The organism is Geobacter hydrogenophilus (assembly GCF_018501225.1).
Classification (GTDB): domain Bacteria; phylum Desulfobacterota; class Desulfuromonadia; order Geobacterales; family Geobacteraceae; genus Geobacter; species Geobacter hydrogenophilus.
In genome coordinates, this window is the sequence record NZ_JAHCZI010000004.1 from 166,641 (window position 1) to 187,428 (window position 20,788).

Genomic DNA, 20,788 nt, shown 5'->3' on the forward strand with positions numbered 1-20,788 from the left:
GAAGAGTCAAAGCTCCAAATATCAAAAAAAAGGAAAGAATTGACGACTCAACAAGGCTTACGACCTGCCCTAAAACCCGGCAGGTCAAAGCCATGCCCGTTCAAGGATAAGAACTACAGGACGCGCGATTGCATTACCGAGGTGCTTTGTAATGATCCGATATCTGCGGCTTATCATCCTATACACCCTGCTCATCCTCACCGCCGTTCCCGGCCTGCGGCCCCTGTCGGCCGCCGAATCCGGCCCGGCCGCGCCCCCCCTCTCCCGGAGCATCCAGCCCCTCCTGGCGGCCCATCCCGGCAAAACGGGCCTCTATGTCCTGGAAAGGGGGGAGGAGTCGCTCCTGGCCCGGGCATGGCTCGCGGACCACGCCTCGAAGACCATCGACGTGCAGTATTTCATCTGGAGCAGCGACAACATCGGCATCCTGGCTTCGGAGGCTCTGCTGCGGGCGGCGGAGCGGGGGGTGCGGGTCCGGGTGCTGGTGGACGACCTCCTCATCGACGCGCCGCCGGAATCGCTCCTGGCCCTGGCCCATCACCCCAACATCGACATCAGGATCTACAACCCGAAAATGACCGTGGGGACCTCGAAGGCAAAGCGGCTCGCCAACGTGATGACCGGCTTTCGCTCCGTGAACCAGCGGATGCACGACAAGACCGCCCTGTTCGACGGGATGGTCGGCATCACCGGCGGCCGCAACATGGCCGACGAGTACTACGACTTTGACCAGGAATACACCTTCCGGGACCGGGACATCCTGATGATGGGGCCGGCGGTGGCCGAGGCGGAGGCCAGTTTCGCCCGGTTCTGGGAGAGCCCCCTGGCGGTGCCGGTGGAGAGGCTGCTGAAGAAGCCCCTGAAAAAGATGACGCCGGAGCGGACCGGCAAGGTCTATGCCGGCCTCCACGCCTATGCCGGGAAGCCGGAGAACTTCGCCCCGGAGGTCCGCCAGGCGCTCCAGGACCTCCCCCGGAGGTTCGACGGCCTGCTGCGGGAGATGGTCTGGGAGGAGGCCCGCTTCATCTCCGACCTTCCGGGGAAGAACAGCGGCCGGGAGGGTCTGAAGGGGGGCGGCCGGAGCACGGCGGCCCTGGTGGATGCGGTGCGCAAGGCCAGGCGGCGGGTCACCATCCAGTCCCCCTACCTGGTCATGCCGGAGGGAGGGCTGGAGCTGTTCCGGGGGCTCATCAAGCGGGGGGTGGAGGTGCGGATCGTGACCAACTCCCTGGCCGCCACCGACAATCTCCAGGCCTTCAGCGGCTACCGCAAGCAGCGCAGCAGGCTCCTGAAGGCGGGGATCGCCATTCGGGAGTTCCGCCCCGACCCTGCCGTGCGGAAGGAACTGATCGAGCGCTATCCGAAGCTGAAGGAGAAGCCCCCCACCTTCGCCCTCCACGCCAAGACGCTGGTGATCGACGGCGAGACCCTGTTCGTCGGCACCTTCAACCTGGACCCCCGCTCCGCCAACCTGAACACCGAGGTGGGGGTGCTGGTCCGCAATCCCTCCCTAGCCCGCCGGGTGGAGGAGCGGATCGAGCGGGACATGCTTCCGGAGAACAGCTGGAACCCGGCCACGGACAACCCGGACCGGCATGCCGCGGCGGCCAAGCGGAACAGGCTGCGCCTCTGGAAGTCGCTGCCGCTGGAACCGATACTCTAGCCCCCCGAGGTAAGAAAATTCTCAAGGAAGCCCTTTTCATGCCGAAAAGACAATAAACGGCACCACGCGCGGTGCCGGAGACCGGCACGACCCCCCGACGAATAATCCCATTGACGCCTTCCATTTTCCGGCAGAAGGACTGCTGCGGACCATGAATTTCAAAACCTGGCGAATTCGCAACTGGCGACTTTTCTCGAAGATATTCCTCATATCGACAGTTGCGGTATTTGTCATGATAGCAGGGCTCCTCGGGCTATTCCTTCCGCTTCTGGAATCACGGCTGGTCCGCGAACGGACGGATAATGCAAGCAATGTCGTGGAGGCGGCACGCTCCATAGCCGCCCACTACAATTCCCTCCAGATCCGGGGGGAGCTCTCCGAACCAGAGGCCCGCAGACTGGCCAAGGAAACCCTGCGTGGATTGCGCTACGATGTCAACGGCTACGTCTGGGTCCATGACCTGCAACACAGGATGGTGATGCACCCCATGCGCCCCGAGCTGGAAGGGGAAGACCTCTCCCGCCTTACCGACGCCCGGGGGAAACATTTTTTCCTGGCCATGAACGACGTTGTGCGCCGGGAGGGGAAGGGAGAGATCGACTACTTCTGGCCCCGTCCAAGCGATCAGGAGCCGATCCACAAGGTCTCTCACGTTGCCCTCTTCGAACCATGGCAATGGGTTCTGGGAAGCGGCATATACCTTGACGACCTGAATGATGAAATCTCCATGCTCGAGGCGCGGATCTTGTCGGGTGCGCTGCTGACGGTGCTCCTCTCCGTAGTTTTTTCCGCCTATGCAGCGTACCGCATTAACCGCCCCCTCAGACAGGCACTCTGCTGTGCTGCCACCGCCCTGGGGCATGATATGGCGGTGGTGGATAGCGAATGCCATGATGAGACCCATCAGGTGCTCCATACCATCGAGCGGATGGTCAACGACTTGAAGCGCTCCAGGGACGAAGCGGAATCAGCCAGCACAATGAAAAGCGAGTTTCTGGCCAACATGAGCCACGAGATACGGACCCCCATGAACGCCATCATCGGGATGACTGAGCTGACCCTGGAAACCCCCCTCTCACCTTCCCAGCGCGAGAACCTGGAGATCATCGGTTCGTCGGCCGAGAACCTGCTGGGGCTCCTGAACGACATCCTGGATTTCTCGAGAATCGAGGCCGGGCGCCTCTCCCTGGAGGAGGTTCCCTTCGACCTTCAGAAGACGGTGGAGGGGGCCATGGACGTGGTAGCCCCGCAGGCCCACGGCAAAGCGGTGGAGTTGATCCTGGACATGGCCCAGGACCTCCCGGAGAGCTTTACCGGCGACCCGATCCGCCTGCGGCAGGTGCTGATCAACCTCCTCAACAATGCCATCAAGTTCACTGCAAGGGGGGAGGTTGTCCTGAAGGTGGAACAACGCGCCCCGTCATCCGGCACGGACGACCGCGTAGAGCTGCTCTTCAGTATTTCGGACACCGGCATCGGTATCCCCGCCGACAAGCTCTCCCTCATATTCGAGTCGTTCACCCAGGCCGACGGCTCCACCACCAGAAAATACGGGGGTTCGGGGCTGGGGCTCGCCATTTCCCGCGCCCTCGTGTCGATGATGGGGGGAGAAATCTCCGTGGAGAGCACCGTAGGGGTCGGGAGCACCTTCCGGTTCACGGTCCGGGTGGGGGTCTGCGCTTCCCGGCGGGAGTGCCTTCCGGAACCTTGTTCGGCTGTGTCGGCCATGCATGTCCTCGTGGTGGATGACAACGCGACAAATCGCCGCATCCTGGCGGAAAAGCTCACCCGGTGGGATGCCCGTGCCGAGGTGGCTTCATCGGGAGAGGAGGCGCTACGGTGCTTGTTGGCGGCGGCCGAGGCCGACACATCGTTCGACCTGGCCATCGTGGACTACCTGATGCCGGGGATGAACGGCCTGGAACTCTCCCGCGCGGTCCGGGAGACCGAAGGGGTAGCGTCGATTCCTATCATACTTGTTTCATCGGCCTATGACGACCTGGAGGAACAGGCCCGGCTGCACGGCATATCACAGGTCGTCAGGAAACCGGTGAAACAGAGGGAGCTCGCCGTTGCCATCGAGGCTGCCTGCCGGGAAAGCCGGGTGGACAAAGGAACCAGACAGGGAGGGATGCGCAGGTTTGACCGGGAGGTGAAGGTGCTTCTCGCCGAGGACAACCCCGTGAACCTCAAAGTCTCCCGGCTCCTCCTGGAGAGTATGGGGTGCCAGGTTGTTGCCGTCGAGAATGGCGGCGAAGCGGTGAGCGCCATGAAACGGCAGCGTTTTGACATGGTACTGATGGATATCCAGATGCCGGTGCTGGACGGCCTGGAGGCGACCCGCGTGATACGGAGCGGGGCAGAGGGGGGCATCGATCAGGCCACGCCGGTAATCGCCATGACCGCCCACGCCCTTAAGGAGTACGAGAACGTCTGCCGCGAGGCGGGGATGAATGATTACATCTCCAAGCCGGTTCGGGCAGAAAAGCTGTACGACGTCATCATCCGCAATCTCCCCCCGGCCACCGGTGGTGGCGGGGTCACTTCATCCGCCCCCTGAATTTCCTGACACCGGTTCAGGAAGGTGCCGCCAGTGAAGCGGGGCAACTCCTGGACTGACGCCGCCGGAAGGGGCTGCCGGCGCATGCCGGCCCCTCCCCCCACTGCTTGTCATTTCACCCCATCCGTGCTACAAAATACCGTTCAATTCACCTGTTGCGCCCCACGGAGACCTTCCCATGAAGATAACCAAAGCCGAAGTCGATGCCGTCGCCCTCCTGGCCCGCCTTGAGCTGACACCGGGGGAGACGGAGACCTTCACCGGCCAGATGGACGCCATCCTCGCCTATGTGGAAAAGCTGAACGAGCTGGACACGAGCGGCATCATCCCCACCTCCCATGCGGTACCGGTGGAAAACGCCTTCCGGGACGACGCGGTACGCCCTTCCATAGGCGTGGAAAGCGCCCTGGCCAATGCCCCGGACCGGGTGGAAGGGTTCTTCCGGGTGCCGAAGGTAATCGAGTGAGAATGCCGGCGCACCGGCTTCTGTTCGGCCTCTTCGTCTTTGCCGCCGCGCTTCTTCTCGCCGGTTGCTTCACCTCCAGCTTCCACGGTTCATTGGAGACGAGCGCCACCATAACGAACAACTCCCCGGGGAGGGAGACGGAAAAGTAAAATCGCACGCATCGGAGACCCCATGGAACTCTTTGATCTGACCATACACGAACTGCACGAACGGCTGAAACGGAAGGAAGTCTCCTCCGTTGAGGCAACGAAGGCCATGCTCGCCCGGATCGAGGCGGTGGACCCGAAGGTGAACGCCTACATCACGGTCACCCCCGAGGAAGCCCTGGCGGCGGCGGAGGCCGCGGACCGGCGGATCGCCGCCGGGGATATCGCCCCCCTCACCGGCATCCCCGTCGCCCTGAAGGACATCTTCGTCACCAGGGGGATCCGCACCACCTGCGCCTCCAGGATCCTCGGCAACTTCGTCCCCCCCTACGACGGGACGGCGGTGGCAAAGCTGAAGGAGGCCGGGGCGGTCATCGTGGGGAAGCTCAACCAGGACGAGTTCGCCATGGGCTCCTCCGGGGAGTCCAGCGCCTTCGGCCCGACGAAGAACCCCTGGAACCTGGAGTGCATCCCCGGCGGCTCCTCCAGCGGCTCGGCGGCGGCCATCGCGGCCCGTACCGCCACGGCGACGCTGGGGACCGACACCGGCGGCTCCATCCGCCAACCCGCCTCCCACTGCGGCTGCGTGGGCCTTCGCCCCACCTACGGCCGGGTTTCCCGCTACGGGGTCATCGCCTACGCCTCGTCCCTGGATCAGGTGGGCCCCGTGACCCGTGACGTGACCGACTGCGCCCTGATGCTCGGTGCCGTGGCGGGCCACGACCCCATGGACTCCACCAGCATCGACCTCCCGGTCCCCGACTACACCAAGGCCCTCACCGGCGACGTGAAGGGGCTGAAGCTCGGCCTTCCGAAGGAGTACTACATCGAGGGGCTCGACCCGGACGTGAAGAAGGCACTGGACGAGGCCATCGAGACCTACCGGGGGCTCGGCGCCGAGTTCGTGGACATCTCGCTCCCCCACACCGACTACGCCGTGGCCACCTACTACCTCATCGCCACCGCCGAGGCGAGCTCCAACCTGGCCCGCTACGAGGGGGTCCGCTTCGGCCATCGGGCCGAAGGGGGGGCGAACCTCATCGACATGTTCCGCAAGACCCGCGCCGAAGGGTTCGGCGCCGAGGTGAAGCGGCGGATCATGATCGGCACCTACGCCCTCTCCTCGGGCTACTACGACGCCTACTACCTCAAGGCCCAGAAAGTCCGCACCCTCATCATGCAGGACTTCCTCAAGGCCTTCGAGAAGGTCGACGCCATCCTCACACCGGTGGCCCCGACCCCGGCCTTCAGGATCGGCGAGAAGACGAGCGATCCGCTCAAGATGTACCTGTCGGACATCTTCACCATCCCGGTGAACCTGGCCGGCACCTGCGCCGTCTCCGTCCCCGCCGGCATGGGCGCCGCCGGGCTCCCCATCGGCCTCCAGCTCATCGGCCGCCCCTTCGGGGAGGAGACCATCATCCGCGCCGCCCATGCCTTCGAGCAGGCCACGGCGTGGCACCAGCGCACAGCCCAACTCTAACTCTTCGGAGATCTCCATGAACTACCAAGCCGTCATCGGCCTTGAAGTCCACGTCCAGTTGAAGACCGACACCAAGATCTTCTGCGGCTGCTCCACCCAGTTCGGCGCCAGCCCCAACTCCCAGACCTGCCCGGTCTGCCTCGGGATGCCCGGCGCCCTGCCGGTCCTGAACCGGAAGGTGGTGGAGTTCGCCATTCGGGCGGGTCTTGCCACCAACTGCCGGATCGCACCACGCAGCGTTTTCGCCCGGAAGAACTACTTCTACCCGGACCTCCCCAAGGGGTACCAGATCAGCCAGTTCGAGCTCCCCATCTGCCAGAACGGCCACTTGGACATCGAGGTGGAGGGGGAAGCGACGCGGATCGGCATCACCCGCATCCACATGGAGGAGGACGCCGGCAAGCTCGTCCACAGCGACATCCCCGGCCTGGGGAGCGGCTCCGGCGTGGACCTGAACCGAGCCTGCACGCCGCTCCTGGAGATCGTCTCGGAGCCGGACATCCGCAGCGCCGACGAGGCGGTCGCCTACCTCAAGAAGCTCCACCAGATCGTGGTCTATCTCGGGATCTGCGACGGCAACATGGAGGAGGGGAGCTTCCGCTGCGACGCCAACGTGTCGGTCATGCCGGTGGGGTCCGCAACCTTCGGCACCCGCACCGAGACCAAGAACGTGAACTCCTTCCGCTTCGTGAAGCAGGCCATCGAGTACGAGATCGAGCGCCAGATCGAGCTGATCGAGGAGGGGGGGAAGGTGGTCCAGGAGACCCGCCTCTTCGACCCCAACACCGGCGAGACCCGCTCCATGCGCGGCAAGGAGGAGGCCCACGACTACCGCTACTTCCCCGACCCCGATCTCGTGCCGCTGGTCATCTCCAACGACTGGGTGGCCGACGTGGCCCTCTCGCTCCCCGAACTCCCCGAGGCCCGACGCAGCCGCTACCGCTCCGACCTGGGGCTTTCCGACTACGACGCCGAAGTCCTGACCGCCACCCGCGAGATGGCCGAGTACTTCGAGGCGTGCATCGCCGCCGGCGCCCCGGCCAAGGGGGCCGCCAACTGGGTGATGGGTGAGGTGACCCGAGCCCTGAACGAGGCAGGAAAGGGGATCGGGGAATGCCCGGTCACGCCGGAGCGCCTCACGGCGCTGCTCCAGCTCATCGAAAAGGGGACCATCTCCGGCAAGATCGCCAAGACCGTTTTCGACGAGATGTGGACAAGCGACAAGGCCCCGGAAGCCATCGTGGAGGAGAAAGGTCTCGTCCAAGTCTCCGACACCGGCGCCATCGAGACGATCATCGACGAGATCATGGCCGCCAACATGGGACAGGTGGAGGAGTTCCGCGGCGGCAAGGAAAAGGTCTTCGGCTTCTTCGTGGGCCAGGTGATGCGGGCCTCCAAGGGGAAGGCGAACCCGGCGGTGGTGAACGAGCTGCTGATGAAGAAGCTGAAGGGAGAGTAGCCATGTCCTTCCGAACCATAGAGTGGCGCGACGACAAGGTGATCATGATAGACCAGACCCGGCTTCCGGGCGAGGAGGTCTACTGCGAGTACGGCGACTACAAGAGCGTGGCCGAGGCAATCCGGGGGATGATCATCCGTGGGGCGCCGGCCATCGGCGTGGCCGCGGCCATGGGGGTCGCCCTGGGTGCCCGGGAGATCATCGCCGACACCCCCGAGTCGTTCCTGCGCCAGTTGGACAACGTCTGCGACGTCATGGCCCGGACCCGCCCCACGGCGGTAAACCTCTTCTGGGCCATCGAGCGGATGAAGCGGGTGGCTGCGGAGCACAGTGACCGGTCCCTGGACGAGGTGCGCGAGATCCTGAAGGCCGAGGCGATCCGGATCGAGGAGGAGGACCTGGAGCTCTGCAAGGCCATCGGCCGCCACGGCGCGGCCCTGATTCCCGAGGGGGCCACGGTCCTCACCCACTGCAATGCCGGCGGGCTTGCCACGGCCGGTTACGGCACGGCCCTGGGAGTCATCCGGGCCGCCCACGAAGCCGGGAAGAACATCCAGGTCTTTGCCGACGAGACCCGTCCCTGGCTCCAGGGGGCGCGGCTCACGGCGTGGGAGCTCATGAAGGACGGCATCCCCGTCACCCTCATCTCCGACAACATGGCCGGCTTCTTCATGAAGAACGGCGAGATCACCTGCTGCGTGGTGGGGGCCGACCGGATCGCCGCCAACGGCGACACGGCCAACAAGATCGGCACCTACAGCGTGGCGGTCCTGGCCAGGGAAAACAACATCCCCTTCTACGTGGCGGCCCCCACCTCCACCCTCGACCTGTCGCTCGAAAACGGCGACCAGATCCCCATCGAGGAGCGGCACGCCCGGGAGGTGACCCACCTCCAGGGGCTCCCCGTGGCCCCGGAGGGAATCGCGGTGCGCAACCCCGCCTTCGACGTGACGCCGGCCCGCTACATCGCCGGCATCATCACCGAGAAGGGGGTGATCACCGGCGACTACACGGCGAAGCTCAAGGCCCTCGTGACCCCATGAACCATACCGATTCCTTCGTCCGCCGCCTGGAGGATGCCATCGGCACCTCCCCCGATATCGACAACGACCAGCTTTTCGTGGCGCTCCTGGAGGAGGAGGGATTCACCTACGCGGCCCGTTCGGCCACGAACCTGCGCCTCCTCCAGCATGTCTTTCCCGACAGCCTCGTCTGTCGCATCGCCGTCGCCTCCCTGGCCACCCCCCTGCCGGACATGGCCCTGAACGGGCTGGAGCGGGTAAGCGGCGTGGCGGACCGGGACGAGATCCTTGCCGTCTGCTCCCAACGGGACGGTCTCTCCCAACTCCTCACCATCTGCGGCTCTTCCCCCTTCCTGGTCAACATCCTCTGCCGGGACCCTTCCTACTTCCACCACCTCTTCATCCGCAAGGCGATGGCAATCCGCCGGAGCGAGGCGGAGATGCTGGCGGAACTCCGCTCCCAGGTGCCGAAGGATACCGACTACACCACCCTCTTCCCGCTCCTGCGCCGCTTCAAGTTCATGGAAATCCTCCGGATCGCGGCCCGGGACCTGACCGGCGTCGCCCCCCTGGAAGAGGTGACCGGGGAGCTGTCGTCCCTGGCCGCCGCAGCCCTCCAGGTGGCCCAAGACGTGGCCCGGAAAAAGCTTGTGGCGGAGCATGGTCTTCCCCTCATGGAGACCCCCGACGGCCTCCGGGAGGCGGAGCTCACCATCCTGGGGATGGGGAAGTTCGGCGGCCGGGAACTGAACTTTTCCTCGGACATCGATCTCATCTACTTCTACTCCTCGGACCAGGGGGAGACGGCAGGCATTCCCGACGGCAAGGGAGGAACAACGGGCAGGATCACGCTCCACGCCTTCTTCGTGAAGCTGGGGGAGATGATCAGCAAGGCGGTCTCCCAGGTGACGGCCGACGGCTTCGTCTTCCGGGTCGATCTGGGGCTGAGGCCGGAGGGGAAGAGCGGCGACATGGCCTGCTCGTTCCGCTCGGCAGCCACCTACTACGAGTACTGGGGCCAGTCGTGGGAGCGGGCCGCCATGCTCAAGGCCCGCCCCGTGGCCGGCTCCATCGAGTTGGGAAACCGGATTCTGGCCGCCATCGAGCCCTTCATCTACCGCAAGTACCTCGATTACAACCTGATCGAGGATATGATGGCCATGAAGAAAAAGATCGACGCCTCCCTGGCCCGGCAGCAGGAGGGAGAGCTGAACATCAAGCTGGGGCGCGGCGGCATCCGGGAGATCGAATTCTTCATCCAGGCTCTCCAGCTCGTCTACGCCGGCAAGAACCCGGCCCTGCGGGAACGGAACTCCCTCAAGGCACTGGAAACGCTGAAGGACGGCCGCATCATTGCCGAGGAGGACGCCGCGGCCCTGGCCGACGCCTACCGGTTCCTCCGCACCGTGGAGCACAGGATTCAGGTGGTCCAGGAGCGCCAGACCCACTCCCTTCCCAAGAAGGACGACGAGATGCTGGCCCTGGCCCGGCGCTGCGGCTACCTGCGGAAAGACGGCCTGGCTAAGTTCAGGGAGGTTCTGGAGGGGCACAGGGAACGGGTCTCGGCCATCTACGGCGGGCTCTTCCTCTCCCGGGACGAGAAGCTTAAGGAGGAGGTGCGGCCGGAGACGTATTACTTCTTCGACCGGGGCGCTGACCCGGACTTCATCAAGGACATGCTGGCGGAGCGGCGCTTCGAGAACGTGGACGCCGCCTACGAGAACCTGCTGCTGCTGCGGGACGGCCCTCCCCGGGCCCATCTCACCGAGCGGTCCCGGCGGCTCCTGGAGCAGATATCACCGCTCCTCCTCCAGGAGATCTTCGCCTCTCCCGATCCGGACATGGCCCTCACCAACCTGGAGCGGTTCCTCTGCGCCGTGGGCTCCCGCTCCTCCTTCTACGCCCTCCTGGCCGAGAATCGGGAGATACTGAAGCTTCTGGTCTCCTTCTTCGCCACCTCGGAACTCCTGTCCAAGATCTTCATCGGCCACCCCGAACTTCTGGACAGCCTCGTCTCCCGTTCCTACGCCTCCTTCATCAAGGATCGGGAGGCCATGGAGGGGGAACTGGAAGGGATGCTCGCCGCGGCCGCCGATTACGAGGAACGTCTCGACATCCTGCGGCGGTACCGCAACGAGGAATTCCTCCGGATCGGACTCACCGACATCTACGGCAAGCTAGGGCAGTCGGAACTCACCTATCAACTCACGGGCCTCGCCGAGGTCTGCCTCTCCGCCGCCTGCCGCATGGCCAAGAAGGAGCTGGTCCGCTTCGGCAGACCCATGTACCGGGACGCCGACGGCGACCTGCGCCAGGCCCACTTCGCCGTGGTGGCCATGGGGAAAATGGGGGGGAACGAGCTCAACTACCACTCGGACCTGGACATCATCTACATCTACGATGAGCAGGGGGAGACCGACGGCGAGAAGCAGATCTCCAACCGGGAGTACTTCGCGAAGCTGGGGCAGAAGATCATCTCCATCCTCACCACCCCCACCCGCGAGGGGTATGTCTACAAGATCGACACCAGGCTCCGCCCCTCGGGGAACGCCGGTCCCCTAGTCACCTCCCTGGAGTCGTTCCGGACTTACCACGGGGAGGAAGCCCAGGTCTGGGAGCGCCAGGCCCTCACCAAGGCGCGGGTGGTCTTTGGCGACGAGCGCCTGAGGCGCCAGATCGAGGAGGTGATCCGGGGGGCGGTCTACGGCTTCGGCGCCGACGAAACGGTGCGCCAAGAGATCCACCGGCTGCGGACCCGCATGGAGGTGGAGCTGGCCAGGGAGAAGGAGGGGAGCTACAACATCAAGACCGGCCGGGGGGGAATCGTGGACATCGAGTTCATGGTCCAGTACCTCCAGCTCTGCCACGGGGTGAACCTCCCCGAGGTCCGGAGCACCAACACGCTCCTGGCCCTGAAGGCGATGCGGCTCTGCGGCGTGCTGACCGAGGAGGAGTTCGCGACGCTCCAGGGGGGGTACAAGTTCCTCCGCCGGCTGGAAAACCGGCTCCGCCTCATCCACGACTACTCCATCAATGACCTGGGGGGTCCCCGGGAGTACCTGGACAAGCTGGCCCGCCGCCTCGGCTACGACCCCAAGCTGCGGCATCCCGGGGACCTCCTCATGCGTGAGTACGAGGAGACCACCGAGGCGGTGCGACGGATTTACGAACGGATTCTGGGGGGGGACTCCCCTGGCGGGGCGGCGGCCTGATGCTCGACGCGGTCCTGATGGAGATCTTCGACATCCTCCACGCCGTCTACGGCCCCCGCCACTGGTGGCCCGCCGACACCCCCTTCGAGGTCTGCGTCGGCGCAATCCTGACCCAGAACACCAACTGGGGGAACGTGGAAAAGGCCATCGGGAACCTGAAAAGGGAGGGGCTACTCTCCCCAGAGGCATTGCGGGACGTGCCGGTAGACGCCCTTGCGGAGGCCATCCGGCCGGCCGGGTACTACAACGTGAAGAGCCTCCGGCTCAAGGATTTCGTTGGGTATCTCGGGGAGCGGCACGGCGGAAGCTTGGAACGGATGTTCGCGGGGGATTGGCAAACGTTGCGGGAGGAACTGCTGGGGGTGCGGGGGATCGGCCCGGAGACCGCTGATTCGATCCTTCTCTACGCGGGGGGGAAACCGACCTTCGTGGTGGATGCCTATACGAAGCGTCTCTTCGCGGCCCTGGGGGTTCTGAACGGGTCGGCCGGCTACGATGAGGTGCGAGATCTCTTCATGGCCAACCTGCCGCCCGACGTCCGGCTCTTCAACGAGTACCACGCCCTCATCGTGGAGCACGGCAAGCGCCACTGCCGCAAGCGCCCCCTCTGCCCCGGCTGCGGGCTCCACCTCTTCTGTCGTAGCCACGTCACGGAACGGCCGGCATCATAATCCCGTCAGTCAGTAACGAGCACCTAAGCGCCTGAAGACACCCCTTTTTCAATGCTTGCCCCGGCCATGAGCTCAACGCGGTTGCGTCCCCCCTGCTTGGCCCGGTAGAGGGCCTCGTCGGCCTGCCTGAAGAGCGAATCGATGCTCTCCACCCGGGACGACGGGTACGTGGCCACGCCAAGGCTGATGGTTATCACTAGCCCTGTGAGGCTTCCCTCGAAGACATGTTCCTGGACCTCCAGCCGCAACCGTTCAGCTATGGAGAGAGCCTCGTGGACTGGGGTTTCCGGCAGCAGCAGCACGAACTCTTCCCCCCCGTAGCGGGCCGCGAGGTCGTAGCTCCGAAGCCGCCTTCGGACGATGTCGGCCAGGATGGTGAGGACCCGGTCCCCCTCCTGGTGCCCGTAGGTATCGTTGATCTTCTTGAAGTAGTCGATGTCGAGGATGACGAGGGAGAGGGGCGCACCCTTGCGGGAGGAGCGCTGGAACTCCTTGTCCACCATCTCCATGAGATGGCGGCGGTTGTGGAGATGGGTCAGGGGATCGGTGATGGAGAGGGTACGCAGCATCTCGTTGGAGCGCTTCAACTCGTCCTGAAGCCCCTTCATCTTGAGTTGGACCCGCACCCGGGCCACCAGTTCCCCGGTGTCGAAGGGTTTGGTCACGAAGTCGGAAGCCCCCTGCTCAAGGCCCCTGATCTTCGTGTCCCGGTCTTCACGCCCCGTCAGGATGATGACCGGCAGGTCCTGAAACTCCTCCCGGGCCCGCATCATGGTAAGGAAGCGAAAGCCGTCCATCCGCGGCATCTCCAGGTCGCAGAGGACCAGATCCACCCGGTTGTTGAGGAGTACCTTGAACCCGTCAAGCCCGTCAGCGGCTTCCAGGTAGGTGTCGAAAAGGGATACCCCTTTGAGGGTCCGGAGGATCTCCTCCCGCAGGGTATCCGAATCGTCGATAACCAAGACTGTCTTCTTCATTTCTGCCCTATGCTCCGTAGCGCACGGCTACTCGGTTTCACCTGCTCCGGTTGCTACCGGCGGAACGTCAGGTCCAGGAACTGCTTGAGGATGGCCGCAGTCAGCCCCCAAATCTCGTCCCCTTCGTAGGTGAAAAAATAGACCGGATGGGTACGCCCCTTCCAGTTCCAGTCCTCGACCCGGAAAATTTCGGGTCTGAGGAGATGCGTCAGCGGCACCGTGATGATCCGCTCGATTTCGTCCGGGTTCACCCGCAGAGGGTAGTGGGGAGGGAATATACCCACCACCGGTGTCACCAGGTAGTTGTGGATGGAGTAGAAATCGTCCAGTTCCCCCAGCACGTCCACATCCCCCGGCCTGATGCCAACTTCTTCCCAGGTCTCCCGCAGGGCCGTCTCGCGGGGGCTCCCGTCGTCGGGGTGGTGTACCCCGCCGGGGAAGGAAATCTCTCCCCGGTGATGGTTCAGGTGCTCCGTCCTCTTGGTGAAGAGGATGTGGTACTCTCCCCCCTCCAGAAAGAGAGGGACGAGGACGGCGGCCGGCACTGGCCCCTGCGCCAGCGGCACCCGCTTCCGGCTTGCCAGGGCGGCCCTGATCCGTCCGGGGAGATCACTCTGCTCGCGTGCAACCGACTCTGTCATTTATAACACTTGCCGAATAATGTGCATGGCACGTAGTTACAGTATCGGCTCTTTTGCCCGGCGCTTTAGCTCTTTTATTGTTTCTTTGTAATCTTTGCTTCCGAAAACTGCACTCCCGGCCACAAAGACGTTGGCTCCCGCATGGGCAATCCGGTCGATGTTGTCGATCTTAACGCCGCCGTCCACTTCCAGTTCGGCATCGCATCCCCGCCGGTCGAGCATGGCCCGCAGGGCCTGGATCTTCGGCAGGCAGGCCTCGATGAACGACTGCCCCCCAAAGCCGGGGTTGACGGTCATGAGGAGGACCAGGTCCAGCTCGTCAAGGACATACTCCAGGACCGAAAGGGGAGTGGCCGGGTTAAGGGATACCCCTGCCTTTTTTCCCAGGGACTTGATGAGCTGAATGGTCCGGTGGAGGTGAATCGATGCCTCGGCATGAACGACGATGATGTCGGAGCCGGCCTTGGCGAAATCGGGAATGTAGCGGTCGGGGTTTTCGATCATGAGGTGCACGTCGAGGGGGAGGTCGGTTACCTTGCGGACCGCCTCCACCACCAGGGGACCGATGGTGATGTTGGGCACGAAGTGCCCGTCCATGACGTCCACGTGGATATAGTCGGCCCCGGCGGCTGCCACGGCCCTGACCTCGTCGCCGAGCCGGGAGAAATCGGCGGACAAAATTGATGGCGCTATCTTCTTCATTGCATCCTCCACGCGCTAGAGCTTTCTGAGCCGGGCGGCGAAAAAACCATCCATGCCGTGCCGGTGGGGCCAGCTCCGGAAATGCCCCCGACCGGTGAATTGTCCGGAAAAATCGGGGAAAATGGCATTCAAATCTTCTAACACAAAATCTTCGTGCCGGGAAAGGAAATCATCCACGACGTCTTCGTCCTCCGCCACCATGGTCGAGCAGGTGGAGTAGAGGAGGACCCCGCCTGACCGGAGCCTCGGGGCGACGGCAGCGAGGATGTTCCGCTGGGTGGCGGCGAGACGGGCCAGATCGTCGGGGGTCTTCCACCACTTTCCCTCAGGATTGCGGCGGATGACACCGAATCCCGAACAGGGGGCATCGAGGAGGATCCGGTCAAAGGGAGGTTCGTCGGCACCGATGCCGGGCTTCGTTGCGTCGCCGGCCATGGTGCGGATGATGCCGATGCCGAGCCGGACCGCGGCCTCGGCTACGAGACGGAGCTTCTTGGCCGAGATGTCGCAGGCGAGGACCTCTCCCCGGTTTTCCATGAGCTGGGCCAGGTACGTGGCCTTGCCTCCAGGGGCGGCACAGACGTCGAGAATCCGCTCGCCGGGTTGGGGATCGAGAAAAAACGCCGCCAGCTGCGACGACTCATCCTGCACCGCAAAGAGCCCCTCGGCAAAGCCGGGAAGGGTGGTGACTGCCGTACGGGAGAGGATGCGCACCCCGTGGGGCGCCCAGACGGTGGGCTCAGCCGTGACCCCGGCGGCGGCAAGCTCCTCCACGAAGGCCTCGCGGGTGGTCTTCAGCGTATTGACCCGGATGGAGAGGGGGGCCTGCTCGGCCATGGCGACCGCAAGGGCCTCCGCTTCCGGGATGCCGAGCTGCTCGATCCATTGCTCCACGAGCCAGCGGGGATGGGAGTGGCGCACCGCGATGTAGGCAGCGGGGTCAGCCCCGCAATCGGGCCAGGGGAGGGAGTCCCGCTCCCGGTCGGCCCGGCGCAGCACCGCGTTCACGAACCCCGCGGCCCGGGGCGCCACGGCCTTGGCCAGGTTCACCGATTCGTTCACGGCGGCCGAGGCGGGGATCCGGTCCAGAAAGAAGAGCTGATAGAGCCCGAGCCGAAGGATGACCAGGATCGCCCGCTCCAGCTTGCCGCTGCGGCTGGCGGCAAAGGCGTCCACCAGGAAGTCGAGTGTTCCCTGGCGGCGGAGCACCCCGTAGACCAGCTCAGTCAGAAGCCCCCGGTCGGGCCCCGTAAGGGTCCCCAGGGAAAGCTCCCGGTCCAGGAGCTGCTCGGCAAAGGCGCGGTCCCGTTCGACCCGCAGAAGGATATCGAGCGCCGTTCGGCGCGGATTGCTTCTCGTCACGGATAATTCCTTTATCGTTGTAGTGGTTCTGAGTATAGTAATTCCCGCCCGAAACCTCAAGAAACAGCTCCGGTCTGCTCCTTGACTTGACCGGACGGTGAGCTACCCTTAACGTGTGCCGGCCGACCCGCCGCGGGTTTTGTGTATCTTGTCATGGAGAGGTGATGTGATCGACGAACTGGCCTTAGCACTGGGAATAACGGCCCTCATTGCCCTCTCGCTCTTTTCCGCGGGGCACGCCCTGATCATGAAGCGCGATCCCCGCTCCTCCCTAGGGTGGATCGTCACCTGCCTCACCATCCCCCTGTTCGGCCCCCTCTTCTACTGGGGGATGGGGGTCAACCGGATCTTCCGTCGCGCCCGTACATGGCTCGAAAGCGGCCGGCGCCTGGCCGACCCCGAGTTCTTCACATCGACCCTCGACCAGAACACCGCCACGGCCCTCCCCCCCGGCGCCGAGTACCTGAGCGAGCTCCGCCGCCTGGCCGACCGGGTGGTGAGCACTCCCCTCGTGACGGGAAACCGGTTCATCCCCCTGGTAAACGGCGAAGGTGCCTATCCTGTCATGCTCGAAGCCATCGCCGGAGCCCGCCGGTCGATCCACCTCTCCACCTACATCTTCGACTCGGACGCCGCGGGTCGCCGCTTCATCGATGCCCTGGCCGACGCCGCGAGGCGGGGAGTCGACGTGCGGGTCATCATCGACGGCCTCGGCGAAAAATATTCCTTCCCCCGTGCCCGAACCCTCATGGAGAGGACCGGCATCCGGGTCGCCCGCTTCCTGCCGCTGAGGCAGGGGTTCTACATGAATCTGCGCAACCACAGGAAAATGCTGATTATCGACGGGGAACGGGCGTTCACGGGGGGAATGAACATCGGTGACCGCCACATGGTGGAGCGGCCGCTCCCGACGGTGGTGAAGGACCTGCACTTTACCGTCGCAGGGCCGGTGGTGGGCGAGCTTCAACAGATCTTTCTGGAGGACTGGTACTTCGTTTCCGGAGAGCTCCTGGACAGCCGACGCCACTTTCCCCCCCTCCCCGCGGCGGGGCACGCCATATCCCGGGCCATCGGCGACGGCCCCGACAAGGAGTTCCGCAAGCTCTTTCTGATCCTTATGGGGGCACTCTCCTGCGCCACCCGGCAGGTGCAGATCATGACCCCCTATTTCATTCCCGACCGGGCACTGGTGGCAGCCCTTGTCACCACTGCCCTGCGGGGCGTGGAAGTGACTCTCATCCTCCCCGAGAAGAACAATCTCCCCTTTGTCCACTGGGCCTCCCGGGCCTACCTCTGGGAGCTCCTCCAGCAGGGGATCCGGGTCTTCTACCAACCTCCCCCCTTCGTCCACACCAAGCTCTTCATTGTGGACGGCCTCTGGAGCCTCATCGGCTCCGCCAATCTCGATCCCCGCAGCCTCCGCCTCAACTTCGAGCTGAACCTGGAGATCTACGACCGGGAATTCGCCGGAACCCTGACAAAGCATGTTGCCGGCGTGCTGGCCCGCTCCCGCGAAGTAAGCCTCGAGCAGATGGACAGCCGCCCCCTGCCGGAGAGGCTGCGGGACGGGGTTGCCAAGCTCTTTTCCCCCTACCTGTAGAGCTTCTGTAGCCCCATGAAAAGACCCGCTTGCGCGGGCCTCGTTCACTTGCGGTATTTCTCGATGGCGACCAGCGCCCGGTCGAGGGCGTCGCGGCAATGGGCCTCGATGGTCCACGCGGCATCGGGAGCGTAATGCTCCATGAGAGAGAAAAAGAGGCCGAAGTCGATGGCCGCCTCCCCCAGGGGGAGGTGGTCGTCCCGCTTGCCGAAATTGTCGTGGATATGGGCCTCGGCCACGAAGGAACCCAGTTCAGCGAACCACTTCTCCATCCCCACGGTGTGGAACAGGTTCCAGTGACCCACGTCGAAGCAGTGCCGCAAACGGGGATGATCGATGGCCTCAAAAAGCGCCTTCAGGGTCGACGGCTCCTCCTCGAAGATATTCTCCACCGCGATGGTGGTGCCGAGGGCCTCGGTCCGCTCCAGCACCCGCAGCCAGGCGACGATGCTGTGGCCAAGCCACTTGTCCTGGCTCTCGCCGTAGCGCCACTTGTCATAGCCGGGATGAAAGACGATGACGTCGGGTTTGAGGATCTGCGCCGCATCCAGCACCTGCCCGAAGCGGTGCATAGTCGCCTCGCGGATGAGGCGCTCCACCGACCCCGGGTTCAGGTCAATGAAAGCCGCATGAAAGGTGCAACGGAGCCCCGCCTCGGCCAGCCGCCCGGCGATTGCGCCCACTTCCTCGGGGACGAGGGAATCAAGGGTATCGCCGGAGAAGAATATCTCAGGGCTGATGCGTCGGGAGATGATGGTCGGCAGGTTCGCCGCCAGCATCGGATAGGGGACGTGGGCATAGACGTGATTATGCATGATCAGGGTGCTCTTTTCGGTGTTTTTTGATGATCGTATCGGCGCATGATTCGCAGGCGACCAGTTGCTCCAGCTTTGCAATGGCCACCGGCTCGCCGAGGACGATGAGGGTGTCGAGTGCCTCTATCTTAGTGTGGGGATTCGGGTTGAAAACCATTTTACCCGAGGCCTTTTTGATCCCCACGATGATGACGCCGGTCTCCTTGCGAAATCCGGAAGTGACCAGATTTTCGCCGATAAAGGCCGATTTATCCGGGATTTGAATCTCCTCCATCTGGAGATCCAGGTGCTCCCGGCCCGTGGCGATCTCGATAAAATCAACCACGTTGGGGCGAAGGATCGCCTGGGCCATCCGGCTCCCGCCGATGAGGTACGGTGACACCACCTTGTTGGCCCCGGCGCGCTTGAGCTTGATATCGGACCCCTCCTCGCCGGAACGGGCCAGGATGAACAGGTCGGGGTTGAGTCCTCGGGCCGTGAGCGTTATGTAGACATTCTCCGTATCGGAGGTAACCACCGAAATCAGCCCCTTGGCCCGCTTGATCCCTGCCCGCAGCAGTGTCTCGTCCTCGGTGGCGTCGCCCCGGATGTGGAGATACTCCTCCTGGTGCAGCTTCTCATGCACCTCCGGATGCTTCTCGATGACCAGAAACGGAAGCGGCTTGGCAGCGAACTCCCGGCAGATGAGGGCGCCAATCCGGCCGAAACCGCAGATGATGTAGTGGTCATGCAGGGCCTCGATCTTTCGTTCCACCTTCTTCCTCCCGATAATCCGCTGTATCTGCCCCTCGAACATGATCTGGGCGAGACTGCCGACGATGTAGCCGAGAACGCTCACCCCGAAAATAATCAGCCCGATGGTGAATATCTTCCCCGCACTGCTCAGGTCGTGGACCTCCTTGAAGCCCACGGTGCCGAGGGTGATGACCGTCATGTACAGAGCGTCGAGGAACTGCCACCCCTCAATGGCCATGAAGCCGACCGTCCCGACAGAAACGAGCAGCAGCAGAATAGCTATGGAAATTTTAAAATGGCGTACTGGGTCCATGGTCTCTCTTCCGGACCCAAGATACTATCGGACCTGCCTCCTTGGCAAGAGCGTAACCGGGCCATGAACTGCTCTTTTTCTTTTTTTTAAGCCCCGCTAACTCCTGCTTGACAATCTTTGTATACTGTATACAATAAGCAACCATCCTCCACCGGAGTGATCCAATGAAAAAACCGCTGGAAAAACACCTGACCCTCAGGGAGAAGATACTCGAAACCATCCGCGACGCCATCATGACCGGCGCCCTCAAGCCGGGGGAAAAGGTTGCCGAGCCCGATCTTGCCGAGCGTTTCGGCATCAGCCGCACGCCGATCCGCGAGGCGTTCCGCCAGTTGGAATCGGAAGGATACCTGACCGTTATCCCCCGCAAGGGTGCCGTGGTAACCTCCTTCTCCCCCCGGGATGTGGAGGAGTTCTACGCCATCAAGAGCATCCTCGAAGGGTACGCGGCCCGTCGTGCCTGCGAAAAACTCTCCACAAAAGATATCGAAAGACTCCGCAGCATCAACGACCGTCTCCGGAACATGGCCAACGATGGCGACGTAAAACACTTCTTTCGAATCCACAACGACTTCCACGACCTGTTCCTCAAGGCAGCCGACAACGAAAAGCTCTACGAACTGATCACGAACCTCGTTCGCAAGTTCCAGCGCCTACGCTACGCGTCCCTGAGCCTACCCGGACGGATGAAAATATCGGTGCAGGAGCACGACAAAATCATCGAGGCCTTCCTCAAGCGGGACCCCGATAAGGCCGAAGTCCTCGTCCGGAAAAACGCCGAGTACGGCGGCAAGGTTCTCATGCAGAACGACGGAGCGCCCCCCCTCAAACCGGCTGAGCGTGCAGCTGCCCTCCATCTCGACCTCTAACTCCTCCTTTTCCCTGTCACGGGGCGGCCTTGACAGGCCGGCACCGATCTGGTACTGAGGTTTCTTGTTCCACAACCTCCCACCTCCCCAGA

General features: G+C 63.6%; 17 protein-coding genes. 11 read left to right on the plus strand and 6 right to left on the minus strand.

Features of this window, described 5'->3' with window-relative positions:
* Positions 1-151: 151 nt before the first annotated feature.
* The 9 genes from KI811_RS09035 to KI811_RS09080 all read left to right on the plus strand — a co-directional run bounded on the left by KI811_RS09035 (position 152) and on the right by KI811_RS09080 (position 12,682).
* Positions 152-1,663: a phospholipase D-like domain-containing protein gene (locus KI811_RS09035; protein WP_214186148.1), complete on the plus strand. Its 1,512-nt coding sequence runs from the start codon at positions 152-154 to the stop codon at positions 1,661-1,663.
* Positions 1,664-1,814: 151 nt separating this feature from the next.
* Positions 1,815-4,223, plus strand: a complete 2,409-nt coding sequence (locus tag KI811_RS09040; RefSeq protein WP_246551587.1) for a response regulator — start codon at positions 1,815-1,817, stop codon at positions 4,221-4,223.
* Positions 4,224-4,401: 178 nt separating this feature from the next.
* Positions 4,402-4,689, plus strand: a complete 288-nt coding sequence (gene gatC / locus KI811_RS09050) for an Asp-tRNA(Asn)/Glu-tRNA(Gln) amidotransferase subunit GatC (protein WP_214186149.1) — start codon at positions 4,402-4,404, stop codon at positions 4,687-4,689.
* The gene (locus tag KI811_RS09055; RefSeq protein WP_214186150.1) at positions 4,686-4,838 is read left to right on the plus strand and encodes a hypothetical protein; all 153 of its coding nucleotides are present in this window, start codon (positions 4,686-4,688) and stop codon (positions 4,836-4,838) included. The genes gatC and KI811_RS09055 overlap by 4 nt, the downstream gene beginning before the upstream one ends.
* A 22-nt stretch (positions 4,839-4,860) precedes the next feature.
* On the plus strand, positions 4,861-6,318 hold the full coding sequence (gene gatA, locus KI811_RS09060) for an Asp-tRNA(Asn)/Glu-tRNA(Gln) amidotransferase subunit GatA (protein ID WP_214186151.1): 1,458 nt from the start codon (positions 4,861-4,863) through the stop codon (positions 6,316-6,318).
* Positions 6,319-6,334: 16 nt separating this feature from the next.
* On the plus strand, positions 6,335-7,777 hold the full coding sequence (gene gatB / locus KI811_RS09065; protein ID WP_214186152.1) for an Asp-tRNA(Asn)/Glu-tRNA(Gln) amidotransferase subunit GatB: 1,443 nt from the start codon (positions 6,335-6,337) through the stop codon (positions 7,775-7,777).
* 2 nt (positions 7,778-7,779) lie between these two features.
* Positions 7,780-8,820 carry an S-methyl-5-thioribose-1-phosphate isomerase gene (mtnA, locus tag KI811_RS09070; protein ID WP_214186153.1) on the plus strand — a complete coding sequence of 347 codons (1,041 nt, stop codon included), beginning with the start codon at positions 7,780-7,782 and terminating at the stop codon, positions 8,818-8,820.
* On the plus strand, positions 8,817-12,011 hold the full coding sequence (gene glnE, locus KI811_RS09075; RefSeq protein WP_214186154.1) for a bifunctional [glutamate--ammonia ligase]-adenylyl-L-tyrosine phosphorylase/[glutamate--ammonia-ligase] adenylyltransferase: 3,195 nt from the start codon (positions 8,817-8,819) through the stop codon (positions 12,009-12,011). Before mtnA ends, glnE begins: the two co-directional genes overlap by 4 nt.
* Positions 12,011-12,682 (plus strand): endonuclease III domain-containing protein, encoded by a 672-nt coding sequence (locus tag KI811_RS09080; protein WP_214186155.1) that lies wholly within the window; start codon positions 12,011-12,013, stop codon positions 12,680-12,682. The genes glnE and KI811_RS09080 overlap by 1 nt, the downstream gene beginning before the upstream one ends.
* A gap of 23 nt (positions 12,683-12,705) precedes the next feature.
* Here the strand turns inward: KI811_RS09080 and KI811_RS09085 are convergent, their stop codons facing one another.
* Genes KI811_RS09085 through rsmB form a run of 4 tightly spaced genes read right to left on the minus strand, consistent with a single transcriptional unit; the run spans position 12,706 to position 16,364 of the window.
* Positions 12,706-13,659, minus strand: coding sequence for a diguanylate cyclase (locus KI811_RS09085; RefSeq protein WP_214186156.1), 954 nt, complete (start codon positions 13,657-13,659; stop codon positions 12,706-12,708).
* Positions 13,660-13,712: 53 nt separating this feature from the next.
* Positions 13,713-14,300, minus strand: a complete 588-nt coding sequence (locus KI811_RS09090; RefSeq protein ID WP_214186157.1) for a CoA pyrophosphatase — start codon at positions 14,298-14,300, stop codon at positions 13,713-13,715.
* Between the two features lie 36 nt (positions 14,301-14,336).
* Positions 14,337-15,002, minus strand: a complete 666-nt coding sequence (rpe, locus tag KI811_RS09095) for a ribulose-phosphate 3-epimerase (RefSeq protein ID WP_214186158.1) — start codon at positions 15,000-15,002, stop codon at positions 14,337-14,339.
* 15 nt (positions 15,003-15,017) lie between these two features.
* A complete protein-coding gene (gene rsmB / locus KI811_RS09100; RefSeq protein WP_214186159.1) occupies positions 15,018-16,364 on the minus strand; it encodes a 16S rRNA (cytosine(967)-C(5))-methyltransferase RsmB in 1,347 nt (448 codons plus the stop codon).
* Positions 16,365-16,530: 166 nt separating this feature from the next.
* Between rsmB and cls the strand changes: the two genes are divergently transcribed.
* Positions 16,531-17,964 (plus strand): cardiolipin synthase, encoded by a 1,434-nt coding sequence (cls, locus tag KI811_RS09105; RefSeq protein WP_214186160.1) that lies wholly within the window; start codon positions 16,531-16,533, stop codon positions 17,962-17,964.
* A 44-nt stretch (positions 17,965-18,008) separates the two neighbouring features.
* Here the strand turns inward: cls and KI811_RS09110 are convergent, their stop codons facing one another.
* Positions 18,009-18,779 (minus strand): sugar phosphate isomerase/epimerase family protein, encoded by a 771-nt coding sequence (locus KI811_RS09110; RefSeq protein WP_214186161.1) that lies wholly within the window; start codon positions 18,777-18,779, stop codon positions 18,009-18,011.
* The gene (locus tag KI811_RS09115) at positions 18,772-19,827 is read right to left on the minus strand and encodes a potassium channel family protein (RefSeq protein ID WP_214186162.1); all 1,056 of its coding nucleotides are present in this window, start codon (positions 19,825-19,827) and stop codon (positions 18,772-18,774) included. The genes KI811_RS09110 and KI811_RS09115 overlap by 8 nt, the downstream gene beginning before the upstream one ends.
* Positions 19,828-19,991: 164 nt before the next feature.
* Between KI811_RS09115 and KI811_RS09120 the strand changes: the two genes are divergently transcribed.
* Complete coding sequence (locus KI811_RS09120; protein ID WP_214186163.1) at positions 19,992-20,696, plus strand: GntR family transcriptional regulator; 705 nt, start codon at positions 19,992-19,994, stop codon at positions 20,694-20,696.
* Positions 20,697-20,788 lie beyond the last annotated feature (92 nt).

Excerpts from the sequence above, each read along its gene's own strand:
- KI811_RS09035 (WP_214186148.1), top strand. The coding sequence starts at position 152 with ATGATCCGATATCTGCGGCTTATCATCCTATACACCCTGCTCATCCTC.
- KI811_RS09040 (WP_246551587.1), top strand. The coding sequence starts at position 1,815 with ATGAATTTCAAAACCTGGCGAATTCGCAACTGGCGACTTTTCTCGAAG.
- gatC (WP_214186149.1), top strand. The coding sequence starts at position 4,402 with ATGAAGATAACCAAAGCCGAAGTCGATGCCGTCGCCCTCCTGGCCCGC.
- gatA (WP_214186151.1), top strand. The coding sequence starts at position 4,861 with ATGGAACTCTTTGATCTGACCATACACGAACTGCACGAACGGCTGAAA.
- gatB (WP_214186152.1), top strand. The coding sequence starts at position 6,335 with ATGAACTACCAAGCCGTCATCGGCCTTGAAGTCCACGTCCAGTTGAAG.
- mtnA (WP_214186153.1), top strand. The coding sequence starts at position 7,780 with ATGTCCTTCCGAACCATAGAGTGGCGCGACGACAAGGTGATCATGATA.
- glnE (WP_214186154.1), top strand. The coding sequence starts at position 8,817 with ATGAACCATACCGATTCCTTCGTCCGCCGCCTGGAGGATGCCATCGGC.
- KI811_RS09080 (WP_214186155.1), top strand. The coding sequence starts at position 12,011 with ATGCTCGACGCGGTCCTGATGGAGATCTTCGACATCCTCCACGCCGTC.
- KI811_RS09085 (WP_214186156.1), bottom strand. The coding sequence starts at position 13,659 with ATGAAGAAGACAGTCTTGGTTATCGACGATTCGGATACCCTGCGGGAG.
- KI811_RS09090 (WP_214186157.1), bottom strand. The coding sequence starts at position 14,300 with ATGACAGAGTCGGTTGCACGCGAGCAGAGTGATCTCCCCGGACGGATC.
- rpe (WP_214186158.1), bottom strand. The coding sequence starts at position 15,002 with ATGAAGAAGATAGCGCCATCAATTTTGTCCGCCGATTTCTCCCGGCTC.
- KI811_RS09110 (WP_214186161.1), bottom strand. The coding sequence starts at position 18,779 with ATGCATAATCACGTCTATGCCCACGTCCCCTATCCGATGCTGGCGGCG.
- KI811_RS09115 (WP_214186162.1), bottom strand. The coding sequence starts at position 19,827 with ATGGACCCAGTACGCCATTTTAAAATTTCCATAGCTATTCTGCTGCTG.
- KI811_RS09120 (WP_214186163.1), top strand. The coding sequence starts at position 19,992 with ATGAAAAAACCGCTGGAAAAACACCTGACCCTCAGGGAGAAGATACTC.